General features: G+C 43.0%; 11 protein-coding genes. All 11 read right to left on the bottom strand.

From position 1 onward, the window contains the following. Positions 1 to 19: 19 nt before the first annotated feature. Positions 20 to 1,306: a pitrilysin family protein gene (locus NSQ16_RS09025; RefSeq protein WP_003244823.1), complete on the bottom strand. Its 1,287-nt coding sequence runs from the start codon at positions 1,304 to 1,306 to the stop codon at positions 20 to 22. Further along, entirely contained in the window at positions 1,303 to 2,583 is a 1,281-nt protein-coding gene (locus NSQ16_RS09020) for a pitrilysin family protein (protein ID WP_046160415.1), read from the bottom strand. Before NSQ16_RS09020 ends, NSQ16_RS09025 begins: the two co-directional genes overlap by 4 nt. Positions 2,584 to 2,762: 179 nt before the next feature. After that, positions 2,763 to 3,974, bottom strand: a complete 1,212-nt coding sequence (bcbE, locus tag NSQ16_RS09015) for a bacillibactin exporter BcbE (protein WP_230488502.1) — start codon at positions 3,972 to 3,974, stop codon at positions 2,763 to 2,765. Between the two features lie 138 nt (positions 3,975 to 4,112). Beyond that, the gene (locus NSQ16_RS09010) at positions 4,113 to 4,838 is read right to left on the bottom strand and encodes a GntR family transcriptional regulator (RefSeq protein WP_003245732.1); all 726 of its coding nucleotides are present in this window, start codon (positions 4,836 to 4,838) and stop codon (positions 4,113 to 4,115) included. A gap of 143 nt (positions 4,839 to 4,981) precedes the next feature. Then, a complete protein-coding gene (gene spoIIIE, locus NSQ16_RS09005) occupies positions 4,982 to 7,345 on the bottom strand; it encodes a DNA translocase SpoIIIE (RefSeq protein WP_021479278.1) in 2,364 nt (787 codons plus the stop codon). 130 nt (positions 7,346 to 7,475) lie between these two features. Beyond that, positions 7,476 to 7,688 (bottom strand): TepA modulator TepJ, encoded by a 213-nt coding sequence (tepJ, locus tag NSQ16_RS09000; protein ID WP_003231871.1) that lies wholly within the window; start codon positions 7,686 to 7,688, stop codon positions 7,476 to 7,478. Further along, positions 7,685 to 8,422 (bottom strand): translocation-enhancing protein TepA, encoded by a 738-nt coding sequence (tepA, locus tag NSQ16_RS08995; RefSeq protein WP_003245712.1) that lies wholly within the window; start codon positions 8,420 to 8,422, stop codon positions 7,685 to 7,687. Before tepA ends, tepJ begins: the two co-directional genes overlap by 4 nt. Positions 8,423 to 8,537: 115 nt before the next feature. Then, positions 8,538 to 10,205 (bottom strand): ribonuclease J2, encoded by a 1,668-nt coding sequence (gene rnjB, locus NSQ16_RS08990; protein ID WP_003231875.1) that lies wholly within the window; start codon positions 10,203 to 10,205, stop codon positions 8,538 to 8,540. A 177-nt stretch (positions 10,206 to 10,382) separates the two neighbouring features. Continuing rightward, positions 10,383 to 11,255 carry a 4-hydroxy-tetrahydrodipicolinate synthase gene (gene dapA, locus NSQ16_RS08985; protein WP_014476832.1) on the bottom strand — a complete coding sequence of 291 codons (873 nt, stop codon included), beginning with the start codon at positions 11,253 to 11,255 and terminating at the stop codon, positions 10,383 to 10,385. A gap of 30 nt (positions 11,256 to 11,285) precedes the next feature. Beyond that, positions 11,286 to 12,500, bottom strand: a complete 1,215-nt coding sequence (gene dapG, locus NSQ16_RS08980; protein WP_015483233.1) for an aspartate kinase — start codon at positions 12,498 to 12,500, stop codon at positions 11,286 to 11,288. A gap of 91 nt (positions 12,501 to 12,591) precedes the next feature. After that, positions 12,592 to 13,632, bottom strand: coding sequence for an aspartate-semialdehyde dehydrogenase (gene asd / locus NSQ16_RS08975; protein WP_015715894.1), 1,041 nt, complete (start codon positions 13,630 to 13,632; stop codon positions 12,592 to 12,594). Between the last annotated feature and the right edge of the window lie 116 nt (positions 13,633 to 13,748).

Below are 13,748 nucleotides of genomic sequence, written 5' to 3'. Positions count from 1 at the left end.
CACTGGAGGGATGTTTTGTTTATGATTTAGGAACAACCTTGCAGACAGTCAGTCTGTCTGCAGCGATTTCCTCTTGTATTACGTTCTGGACATCCTCGAGGGTAATCTGCTCGAGTACCGTTACAACATCAAACAGGCTCATATCCAAGAACGCATAACGGGTAAATTGATTGGCGATGTATTCAGGGGAATTCAGCGCTTTTAAGAATGTACCGATCTTTTTCTTTCTGGCAAGTTCAATCTTTTCAGCAGTAATCAGTTCACCGGCGCGCAAAAGCATGCTTGAAATGTCTTCAGCCAATTGATCAGGCTCAGGCGTATCTCCGCCGATCGCCGCAAAACCGAACCCATATTCAGCAGTAAAATCAAAGCTGAACGTTTCGTCAATATATCCTTTTTCATAAAGTGATTCATACTGGGCAGAGCTTTTGCCAAAAAGAGCTTCAAGCAATAAGTTCATTGAAAGTTCATGCTTTAAGAGCTCTTTGCCTAATTTAAACGGATTTTTGGATTTCAGCCCAACAAGGCATTTCGGTCCCTGCACGTTCATTTTGATCTCTTTTTCTTTTCGGAAAACCGCTTCTTGCTCTTTCACTTCTTCCCGTTTGATCTCCGGCTGATCAGTATACGGCTTTTTCCCCTGGTTTTCTCTTACCTGAGAAATAATCGCTTCAGGATCTACAGGGCCGACAATGAAAAGGAGCATGTTACTCGGGTGATAAAACGTTTCATAGCATTCATAAAGAAGGTCTTTTGTAATATGTGAAATGCTTTCCACTGTTCCCGCTATGTCAATTCTGACAGGATGCTCTTTGTACATGTTTTCAATGACCCCGAAGTAAAGCCTCCAATCAGGGTTATCGTCGTACATATTAATCTCCTGCCCGATAATCCCTTTTTCCTTTTCAACCGTTTTTTCAGTAAAATATGGGTCCTGTACAAAATCGATCAGCGTCTCTAAATTGCGTTCAACATTTGATGTGCTTGAGAAAAGGTAAGCCGTTCTTGTAAATGACGTAAACGCATTGGCAGAAGCCCCCTGTTTGCTGAAATCTTGAAAAACGTCTCCGTCCGCTTTCTCAAACAGCTTGTGCTCAAGAAAGTGCGCAATCCCGTCCGGCACGTGAACCATCTCGTTTTTACCTAAAGGGACAAACCGGTTATCTATCGAGCCGTACTTTGTTGTAAAGACCGCATATGTCTTGTTGAAGCCTTTTTTCGGCAAAACGTAAACATCGAGGCCGTTGGACATTTTTTCATGATACAGCGTCTCCTGAAGCTGTTCATATTCGATTGGTTTGATCAAGATGCACCCTCCGTCCCTTTTAAGAAATAAGTCGTATCAAGCTGAATCTTTTCGCCGGCTTTAATGATATCCTCTTTTGTGACATTCTCAATATTGGCAAGAAAGTCTTCGATAGGAATCTCGACTTGAGCAGCGGCCTGCTGATATAAAAACTCAGATAAACCGTATGCTGTATCAATCGTTTCCAGCACTTGATTTCGAATGACGGCCTTTGTCTGTGCTATATCCTGCTCACTGAAATCGCCATTTTTCATTGCCTGGAATTGCTCAGCAATAATCGAAACCGCCTGTTCATAATTTTTCACTTCAATGCCTGACATCACCATTAACAAGCCTTTAAAACTTTCTATACGCGAAGCCGCGTAGTAAGCAAGACTGGCTTTTTCCCGAACATTAATGAAAAGTTTAGAATGAGAGAATCCGCCGAACAATCCGTTAAACACTTGTAAAGCAGGATAATCCTGATCTGTATAAGTGATGCTGGTGCGGTAGCCGATATTCAGTTTTCCTTGCTTGACATCCTCTTCATCAATTACTTCTTTTGGCTGAACTTTTTCATCAGCGTGATTGTTTTCAATCGTGCCAAGAGTTCGCTCTTCTGTTTTGAAATACTTATCAATTGCCGAATGTACCTGGTTACTGTCCACATCGCCAACTACATATAAATCAAGCTGGTCTTTTTGGATAGCGCTTTGGTATGTTTCGTATAATTGCTCTGCCGTAATGTCATCGACATCGTCGATTTCACCATTGACATGAAGCGCGTAAGGCTCATTTTTGCACATTTCCTGTATTAGCCTTAAATTCGAATAGCGCATTTTATCATCATAGACGGCTTGGATTCTTTGCTTAAGCGTCCGTTTTTCTTGAGCCACATATTGTGACTGAAAAGCGTCTCCCTCCAAAGCAGGTGAAAAGACGATTTCTGCAAGAAGCTGGAGCCCTTTCTCAAGTAGCGGCGTTTGGTCTTTTAAATATTTTTCATTCGGGATTTCAAGCCTGAACGTAATGACGTGCCGCTCTCCTTTTTTCGTAAGATCAGCCGATACTGACGTGCCGTACAGCTCATCCAGGTATGAACGCAATTCTGCGGTTTTCGGATGGCTTTTCGTTCCGCGAAGAAGCACATGCGGAAGCAGCGCTCTTTTGGTGACTTGATCCTTTGTCAGCGGCGCAAGCATCTTAAAAATAAGCGAGACGGTTTTGAATTTTTCTGTTTTTACAATATGTGCGGTTAAACCGCCGTGCTTTGATTTGAGTTCATTAACATATGACATATGGAACCTCCTTCGTTCATTTCTTAATTAGTATGTATTATGACCAATTTTCAGCATTCGCAGAAACACTCTTTCATGTAATTATAGCAACTGTAGGATTTATAAGGAAACAATAACCTCCGCATGCTGTATAGGTGCAGTTGTAAACTGTGCAAGGAAGCGCAAAAAAAGACGGCTGGCTAGACCGTCCCTAAGTTTTTTTCTTCTTCTTCACTTTTTTTAGCATCTACAGTAAAGAGCACTAAAAATAAAGAAACGATGCTGCAAAACGCCGAGAGTATGAAAATAATCCAGTTTGCATTAGACATTAATGCAGCAAAAACAGGTGGACCGAGAGCTACTCCTATAAAGCGCATGCTATTGTAGAAGGAGGAAATGGTTCCGCATTGTTCACTTTCAATCCCTTCGGTTATCAATGCATCTAAAGCAGGAAGAGCCATTCCAATCCCAATCCCGCCAAAGCTTAAAAAGACAAATAAAAAATAAAAACTGTGGTTCCACCACAAGGCAATATACGAAAGGGTTAACAAAATCATTCCTGTAACAACGCAAAATTTCATTCGGCCTTTATCTTTACCGATCTTTTTGCCAGCTATAAAAGAACTGGTTGACAAAAACAAAAGTGGGATTGCCAGTAATCCGCCTTTAGCTACTCCGTCAATGGCATACTTGTTCTCCAGCGTATCTGATAAATAAAATAATACGCCAAATAACAAAAACATAATGACACACCCGATAATGAAGACCGTATAAAGCCAGCGACCATCCTGTTTTAAGATTTTCTTCACACTCTTAATAAACTCAGAAACAGCAGGCGCATCTTCATCTTCTTCAGGCTTGGCCACCAAAAACAATACGAGCAAAAAGCTGATCAAACAGAAAAACGGAATAAACCAAAACGGTACAAACCAATACCAAGAAGCCAGTAAGGCTCCAAGTATGGGACTCAGTACCTTCCCTGACGTGTTGGCGGTTTCAATATCGCCAAGACCGGCGCTGACCTTTTCATCGTCTCCTTTAAACAGGTCACCGATAAACGGCATGACGATCGGAGCGGCACCTGCAGAACCAATGCCTTGAAGAACCCGCCCCGCCAAGATCATAGCATAAGGATTTTTCATATAGGTCGAGGCAAAAGCAGCTACGGCTCCCCCCAATCCTGCAATGAGGAGGCATGGAAGCAATATTTTTTTTCTCCCGAAACGATCCGACAAATATCCGGCAATCGGAATGCAAATAATTGCTACTACTGAATATACAGTAATGATTAAAGATACTTGAAATGAAGTCACAGACAGCTTTTTCTCCATCATCGGAAGAACAGGAATCAGCATGGAGTTCCCGAGTGTCATCACAAGCGGGACAGAAGACAATGCAATAATATTTTTCATTCCATTTTTCTCTCTCAACATTTTCACCCATTCACTTTCTTGTCATCCCTTATATATTGCGTTAACCGGAATGAAAGTATGTACAAAGAAACATGAATCAGGGCAAATAAAAAAACAGACACATACAGGCGTCCGTTTTTAGAATCGTTTACGCAAAACATGAAATCTGAATTTATCTGCTCTAAAATAATTTAAAGAATAAAGCACCGGTTTATCGTGCTGATCGTAATGGGTTTGTTTTAACAGCAAAAGGGCTGTTTCCGGATCGCATTCAAGTACTGGAGAAATGGTATCGTGATAGCCGATCGGTTCTATATCAGTTACTGCATAGCTGATTACGGAGCCTGAATTTTTCTCAAGCAGGTCAAACATAGATTCTTGCTGATGAGAAAAAGAATTCGGCAAAATATTCATCGGAATTTTGTCTATACAATATACAATCGGCTGTCCGTCAGCTGTCCTGACTCGTTCAAGGTAAAAAAGTTCTTGCCCTTCTGCCAAATGAAATCTCTTCGTATCATCTTCAGACGGCATAAGTACTTGTGATGATAGAAAAATCGTGCCAGGGGTCATATTCGCCTGTTCTATCATCTTGGTTACACTGTTCAGCTGTTCAATGCCCGAAAGAAATAACGGCTTAGAATGGACAAAAGTGCCTACACCATGCCTTCTGATAATCACATGCTCTTCTTCCAGTATCCGTAAGGCTTCTCTTAGCGTCGCTCTGCTGACACCAAGCTTTTTGGAAAGCTCAAATTCAGAAGGCAGCTTTTCCTTCTCAGTGTAGATCCCATTTTTTATATCCTCTTTAATTCGTTCAATTACTTTCAAATACAAGTGCCGATTATCAGCTTTTGTAGACATGTTTCCCCTCCGTAAACCACTTTCGATAAAAATTATTGAACAATTGGGACAACTATATCATGTTTTGTCGAAAAAATAAATAGAAAGGTGATCAGTTTACATAATGTTATTATTGACAACTATAGAAAGCGGAACTCCCTTCATTAAGAAGAGAGCTCATCATATTTCTCTTTTGATAATAATACTTCCCTAGGTTTGCTGCCTTCATACGGTCCGACAACGCCGCGTTCCTCCATTGCGTCAATCAGGCGAGCCGCTCTCGTATAGCCGATTCTGAATCTTCTTTGCAGCATTGAAACAGATGCCGTCTGCATGCCGACGATTAATTCAACAGCTTCATCATAAAGTTCATCAGTAACCTCGGAATGAGTTTCTGTTGTCTCCTCAGGAATCATTTCTTCTTGATATTGCGCTTTCTGCTGCGTAATCACATGGTCGACGACCTTCTCCACTTCGTCATCCGACAAAAATGCTCCCTGCACACGGACAGGTTTGTTAGCCCCTACAGGTAAAAACAGCATATCGCCGCGGCCAAGAAGCTTCTCAGCGCCACCCATGTCAAGAATGGTCCTTGAATCCGTCTGTGAAGATACGCTGAACGCGATTCGTGACGGAATGTTCGCTTTGATCACCCCTGTGATAACATCCACCGATGGCCGCTGTGTCGCAATAATAAGATGGATGCCGGCAGCCCGCGCCATTTGGGACAATCTCGTAATTGAATCTTCCACATCAGATGAAGCGACCATCATGAGATCGGCAAGCTCGTCCACAATGACAACAATATAGGGCAGCTCTGGCTGTTTCGCTCCTTCTTCATTGTTGGCGCGTTTTATATAATCATTGTATCCTTCAATATTTCTTGTACCCGTATGAGAGAATAATTCGTACCGCCGCTCCATTTCATTGACAACCTTTTTCAAAGCCTGCGACGCTTTTTTCGGATCGGTTACAACCGGAGCAAGCAAATGCGGAATCCCGTTGTAGACATTTAGCTCTACCATTTTAGGATCGATCATCATCATTTTCACTTCATGCGGTTTCGCGCGCATTAAAATACTTGTAATAATGCCGTTGACACAGACACTTTTCCCGCTACCGGTTGCGCCTGCGACCAAAAGGTGGGGCATCTTGTTTAACTCAGCCAATACAGCTTCACCTGAAATATTGCGGCCGAGTCCAATTAACAGCTTCGCATCCGGTCTGTCATTCAATTTAGACTCCAGCACTTCCTTCAGCGAAACCATTGCCACTTCTGCGTTTGGAACTTCAATTCCGATTGCTGATTTGCCTGGTATAGGCGCTTCGATCCTGATATCCTTCGCAGCAAGCGCAAGCGCTAAATCATCGCTTAAATTGACAATTTTGCTAACCTTCACTCCGACATCAGGATATACTTCATATTTTGTTACGGCCGGTCCGAGATGAACCTGTGTGACTTTCGCCTTTACGCCAAAGCTTTGGAATGTGCGTTCAAGCTTTCTGGCATTTTCATAAATATTCTTTTTATCAGCCTGCTGGCCGGTATGCTTCGGATCTGCCAGCAAATCCAGTGACGGCATCTCGTAATCCTTATTTTCGAGCTCTGTAAAGGTCATAGGAGGAGCAGAAACAGTTTCCTGATCACCTGTCTCCGGTTGGATGTCCTGAAGCGGCTTCGACACAGGTTCGGGGCGCTTTTCTATAACTGGAGACTCTTCCTCTTCATTACGATCAGAAAAGCTTGAGATAATCGGCTCTGAATGAATAAGAGGCGATACTGTTTCATAATCCCCCTCTTCATTAGGAGGCTCCGGTTCCATTTGCTGTTTTTTGCGGGCCGGTTTTTGTTTTTTGCTCGGCGCTTTCGTTTTTTTCGATGACTGCATATTTGATTTGAAGGATTTCATATCATCAATAAATGCTAACCATTGTTCTTTTATAAAACGTCCAATCGGGCTCATCCACTTTTTCAGCGTTTCTTGCAGCGAGCGTCCAGTTACTAAAATCATTCCGATCAAAATCATGACAATCGCCATGATCTGAGAACCAGTCGACGCAAACAAAAAGTGTGAAGCCGCAAACAGCAGCGCACCGATCATCCCTCCGCCTAAATCAGGTGAAGCAGAGCTGCCATTCATGTCCATTAAAAACAATTCCCACGTATTGCGCACCACGCTTGCAGACTCAATAGACCCTTTGTGCGTCAAATTTTTAAATAGCTGCACGTGAGAAAGCAGCAATATGCTTGCGATGATACAGTACAACCCGGCCTTTCGTCTCGTTAAAAGGCTTGGGGTTTTTTTCTTCCAAAACAGTGAGACTCCTAACACCAATAAACCTAACAAGCATAAAATAAACCACTCTCCAGCAAAAAAGCGGAACAAATAGATAAACGTTTGCCCGACTACCCCCAGCTGCAAGATTGCGATAATTGAAATGGCTATACACAGCAATCCGTTAAGCTCGTATTTTATATTGAGCTGTTTCGCCTGTTTTTTTCTTGATTTTCGTTTTTTCTTTGCCACACTCATCACCTTACTGCGTTAAAAAATGTAAGTTCATACATAATGAAGAAAGCAGCCGTTTACAGGCTGCGTTTTTTCTGTAGGATTCCCCTATTATAGCATATTTTGCCCTTAAAAAAGGGTTGGATTCTTATACGTTTAATTTCAGCTTTTGTCCGGGTGAAATGTCCGGATGCAGAAAATGCATTGGATTGGTGCTCATGATTTGAATGACTTCCGCTTCATTCCCTTTCATTTCGACTAGAAGCGGTACACCTTTATATTCAATTTGCTCATGTGCGCTTGTCTCTTGGTTCTGTTCTGCAAACACAATTTCCTGCGGCATCACGGTATAAAGAATCATTGAATCATCCGTCCTTCTTCTTTCCTTGCTTCGTCGATGAGCTCATTCAGTTTATTGATTGCCTGTCCGACACCGCCTGCGTGATCGATCAATCCGTATTTAACTGCATCCTTACCGACTACATTTGTTCCGATATCCCGTGTTAAGTTTCCTTTTGAAAACATTAGCTCTTTAAATTTCTCTTCGGTTATATTGGAATGGCTTGTCACAAATTTAACAACTCTTTCTTGCATCTTATCCAGGTATTCAAACGTTTGCGGCACCCCGATGACCAGCCCGGTGAGCCTAACTGGATGAATCGTCATCGTTGCTGTTTCGGCGATATAGCTGTAATCACAGGATACAGCAATCGGAACGCCGATGGAATGCCCCCCGCCAAGCACGATAGAAACGGTCGGTTTCGATAAAGATGCAAGCATTTCCGCTATTGCAAGACCAGCTTCAACATCTCCTCCGACAGTATTTAATATGATCAGCAAGCCTTCAATTTTGGGATTTTGTTCAATTGCCACAATCTGCGGGATGACATGTTCATATTTTGTTGTTTTGTTTTGCGGAGGAAGCTGAACATGGCCTTCAATTTGTCCGATAATGGTCAGACAATGAATATTTGTATCTTGGGGCAGCTGCGGAAGCGTCGTTTCACCAAGCTGCTGTATTTTATTCATAATGCTGTCCTTCGCATCATTTTTTTCAGGACGCTCTTCTTCTGTGTTTTCCATACGATGATCCATCTCGCTTTCATCCTTTCCGAGTTTCTCTTTGTATTATGAACAAAGATACTTCATTCAATCCCGGCTTGAAGGACAAAAAATAAAGACCGGAGCAGCTCCGGTCTTTAGTCAGTCATTATACTTCCATAATAATTGGGATGATCATCGGTTTACGTTTCGTTTTTTCATAAAGGAATTGGTTCAAAGCATCCCGCATTGCCTGCTTCAGCGTTGACCATTCGACATTTGATGTTTCAGTCGCTTCTGTCACGATGGACCGGACGAGCTCAGTAGCCTGTACGATTAGACCTTCAGACTCTCTTACATAAACAAAGCCGCGAGTGATAATTTCTGGTCCTGATACAAGATGTTTCTTTTGTTTATCAAGTGTAATGACAACGATTAAAATTCCGTCCTGTGAAAGCAAGCGGCGGTCTCTCAATACGATATTGCCGATATCACCGACACCTAAACCATCAATCAAAATATTGCCGTAAGGAACTTTATCCCCAATTTTTACGTTTTGGCCGCGGAATTCAACGACGTCTCCTTTTTCAATTAAGAAGATGTCACTGCGCTTCATGCCGGTTTCTTCAGCGATTTTCGAATGAGCTTTTTGCATTCTGTATTCGCCGTTTACAGGAATCAAATATTTTGGTTTAAGCAGGTTGATCATCAGCTTTAACTCTTCTTGTGAGCCGTGGCCTGATACATGAACACGCTTTTGGGCAAAGATGACTTGTGCACCGGCTCTCGCAAGAAGATCTACTGTTTTAGAGTAAATGAGTTCCTGCCCGGGAATCGGAGTTGACGCAATGACCACCGTATCCCCTTCTTCAATGTTCAGCTGTTTGTGAGCTTTGTTTGCCATTCTTGTCAAAGCAGCTAATGGTTCACCTTGGCTTCCGGCTGTAATAATGGCCACTTCGCGCTTCGGATATTTTTTGACATCCTGTACAGAAATAAACAATTCATCATCTGCTTCAATGTATCCTAACTTTCTCGCCAGCTGCAGGACAGATTGAAGATTTTTTCCGGCTACGGCAATCTTTCTGCCATTTTGAGCCGCTGCATGAATGACTTGCTGAATCCGGTTAATATTGGATGCGAAAACAGCAATAATCACCCGGTTCTGTGAATTATACAGCGCATCCGAAATTTCTCCGCTGACAGCCGCTTCCGAAGGGGTGTAACCCGGCCGTTCCGCATTTGCACTGTCAGAAAGAAGAGCGAGCACGCCGCTATTGCCGATCTTGGCGATCTCGCCAATGTCGCACGTCTGATTAAGTGCAGGTGTTTGGTCAAATTTGAAGTCTCCCGTGCATACAATAGATCCAAGTGATGTTTTAAAGCTCACACCTACAGAATCAGGAATGCTGTGAATCGTTCTAAAGAACGATACTTTTGTTGATTCAAATGTAATGACAGATTTTGAGTGAATTTCCCTTAAATCAGTTTTTCGGTTATGTCCGTATTGTTTTAATTTCTCTCTTAACAATGCAAGCGTCAGTTTTGTTCCGTACACTGGAACGGACAGCTTGTTTAATAAGTAAAAAACGCCGCCGATATTTTCATCGTGCCCGTGCGTTAAAAAGATTGCCTTGACGCGGTCAGCCCGTTCAATCAAATATGATATGTCAGGAATCACTACATCAATACCGAGCATTTCGTTTTCTGGATGCATAAGGCCGGCATCAACGACAAATATGTCCGAGTCAATTTCAATGACATAAAGGTTCTTCCCAATCTCTCCGACACCGCCAAGGGCGATAATTCTAACGTTTTCTGTATTTTTCTTTTTCAAAATCTATATCCTCCTAGTCTCATACCCGTCCATCATCACTTGTTCCTATTATAACTGAAAGTAAATTTAGAAAACAAGATAAAGCAGAAGGTTTAGGGAAAACCAATATGTAAAAGAAACGGTCAAACTCAGCTGAATGTGAGAATGACCGCGTTTGTTTCACTGTATGAAATTTTCTTACAGTTCGCTGATCGTGCTGCTTAAGCTCAGACGTTCATCCTCAGTTAACGGGACTAGAGGCAGACGCACAGAACCGACATCAAGACCTCTCAGCTGAAGCGCTGTTTTGACTGGAGCAGGATTAGGCGCTTTAAACAGTTCCTTCATAATCGGCAGCAGTTTCTGATGGATCAGTGCCGCATTAGCTGTTTGCCCATTCGTATAATTTTTGATCATTTGCTGCATATCAGAGCCTGCAATATGGCTCGCCACTGATACAACTCCTCTTCCTCCAACTGAAAGAATAGGAAGCGTCAGAGCGTCATCCCCTGAATAGACATAGAAGTCTTCCGGTGTTTCAGCAATAATTTTTGTAATCGCTTCTAGGTCTCCGCTCGCTTCTTTAATCGCAACCACATTCGGAATGTCCGCCGCCAAACGGATCGTCGTTTCAGGAGCAAGAGAAGCAACCGTACGGCCAGGAACATTATAGAGCATAACCGGAAGAGATGTCTCTGCCGCAATTGCTTTAAAATGCTGGTACATTCCTTCTTGAGAAGGTTTATTGTAATACGGGGTAACAAGCATAACAGCGTCCACGCCCGCTTCCTCAGCTTTTTTTGTCAGCTTAATGGAATCTTTCGTGTTGTTGCTTCCAGTACCAGCGATAACGGGCACCCGTCCGTTTACTTCTTTTACCGTATATTCAAAAAGCGCAATTTTTTCTTCAGTTGAAAGGGTCGGAGATTCTCCAGTTGTTCCCGCTACTACTAAAGAATCCGTTCCGTTTTTCAACAAGTAATCAATCAGTGTAGACAGTTTTTGAAAGTCTACGTTCCCTTTATTGTCAAAGGGTGTAATCATCGCTGTAGACACATTTCCGAAATTCATTTTATTCACCTCATCATGATTCAATCACATTTACTTCGAAAGTTCAAACACTTCATGCAAAGCGTTTACAGCAGGAACCATATCCGCTTCATGGACGAGCACCCATATCGTCGTATGGCTGTCAGCCGACTGAAGGATCGGAATTTCTTTTTCTGAAAGAGCCGATACAATTTTGGACGTAACACCGGGAACACCCATAATGCCCGCGCCGACCGCCGATACCTTCGCGCAGTTTCTCGTCACCATTGGATCATAGCCCATATCCATTAAAATACGCTGAGCTGTTTCTGTTTTATTTCCGGCTACCGTATAGACGATTTCACTAGGTGTAATGTTAAAGAAATCGACACTGATTCCAGCGTTTGCCATAGCCTTGAACACTTCAGTCTGAACATTATACTGGCCGATTTTCGCAGGCACTTTGAACTGCGTGACATCTTTGACATGTGCGATTCCCGTAATCAGCCTTTCAAAAACATCACTGCCGACCTTGGAAGAGTGATGTGATGTCACCAATGTACCTTTATCATTCGAATAAGTCGAACGGACGCGGATCGGAACCTTGGCCTGCATTGCGATTTCCACCGCACGCGGATGAATGACCTTGGCCCCCTGATACGCCAGGTTGCAGATTTCCGTATACGTCACAACAGGAAGCGGTTTTGCATTTTCCACCACTCTTGGGTCAGCAGTCATCACGCCTTCTACATCGGTGAAAATATCGATGTATTCCGCATCAACAGCTGCTCCGAGTGCGGCTGCAGACGTATCGCTGCCCCCTCTGCCGATTGTAGTTGTATCACCCTTTTCAGTTGCGCCCTGGAAGCCTGCGACGACTACCGCATCATGATTGGCGAGCACACTGAATAAACGCTCCGGTTTCATTTCAATGATTTTTGCATTGGTATGCTGATCATTCGTTAAAAAGCCAGCCTGAGCCCCTGTCAGCGCAGCTGCTTTCACACCGTTATCAAGCAGCATGCTTGTAAAGACGACAGAGGAAATAGTCTCTCCGCAAGATAAAAGCAAATCCTGTTCCCTAGGAGAAATCGCTGACTGATCGCCGTAAAGCAGCCCGAGCAAAGAATCTGTTGCATACGGGTCTCCTTTTCGGCCCATCGCTGAAACGACAACGACAACCTTATATCCTTCACTGATTGCTTCTTTAATATGCCCTAAAGCCAGTTTGCGGCCTTTATCATCTTTTACTGATGTTCCGCCGAACTTTTGAACAATTATCTTCACTGTTTTCACTCCAAATTATTCGGACGTAACAGAAGAGAGCAGGCTGATAGCGCCTTACTCTCTTCTATTCGTCTTTAGAAAATTCTCTCTTTTATACGAGGTTTAGTTTTTTCAGGCTTTCTGCAATTTGAACAGAGTTCCATGCCGCGCCTTTTAATAGGTTATCAGAAACAACCCATAAATGAAAACCGTTTGCTCTGTCCAAGTCTTTGCGGATGCGGCCTACAAACACATCGTTTTTGCCGACAGCATCAGCAGGCATCGGATAAAGCTGCTGGCTTGGATCATCCTGAAGTGTCACGCCCGGAGCTTCTTGCAATAGATTTTTAATATCTTCAACTGTAGCGTCATCACGGTCTATTTCGATGTAGACGGACTCTGAGTGCCCAGTTTGGATTGGCAGTCTCACACATGTAGCCGCTACTTGAAGGTCAGGCATGTGCATGATTTTTTTCGTTTCATTTATCATTTTCATTTCCTCAAACGTATAGCCGTTATCTTGGAATTTATCGATTTGCGGAATCGCGTTGAAGGCGATTTGATAGTGTTTTTTGTCACCTTTTACAGGCATGATCTCAGGCTCTATTTCTTCTTTATTTAAAATCGCCTGTGTTTGGCTGTAAAGCTCTTTTACAGCTTCATTACCCGCTCCTGATACTGCCTGGTAAGTTGATACGATGACTTTGTTTAAGCCATATGCTTTGCGGATCGGTTCAAGTGCCGCAACCATTTGGATTGTAGAGCAGTTTGGATTGGCAATAATGCCATTGTGTTCATGCAAGTCTGCCTCATTCACTTCTGGCACAACAAGCGGTGTATTTTCATCCATGCGGAACGCGCTCGTATTATCTATAACAATAGCGCCGCGTTTTACAGCTTCTGGTGCCAATGCTTGTGATACGCTTCCGCCGGCGCTGAACAAAGCAATATTTACCCCTTCAAAGCTCTCAGGAGAAGCTTCCTGAACAGTCAGCTCTTGGCCTTTAAACATGACTTTTGTCCCCGCAGAGCGTTTTGAAGATAGCAATGTAAGTGTGTCCATTTCAAAGTTTCTGTCTTCAAGTGTTTTAAGCATTTGTTGTCCCACAGCCCCTGTCGCTCCGACAACAGCTACGTGTAAACCTCTTCCCATCTGTAAAACTCCTTCCGCCAATCAGCTTCATTGAATTGATTTGACTATGATTTTACGTTTTATTTTACCATAGAATATGCGGGTGATGACCGAATTTTTTAGTTTGGGAAAGATTT

The sequence above is a fragment of the Bacillus sp. PS108 genome, from assembly GCF_037963335.1.
In the GTDB taxonomy this organism is placed as follows: Bacteria; Bacillota; Bacilli; order Bacillales; family Bacillaceae; genus Bacillus; species Bacillus subtilis.
The sequence above is the reverse complement of the archived record's forward strand: the minus strand, read 5'-3'. Positions and strand labels throughout refer to the sequence as shown.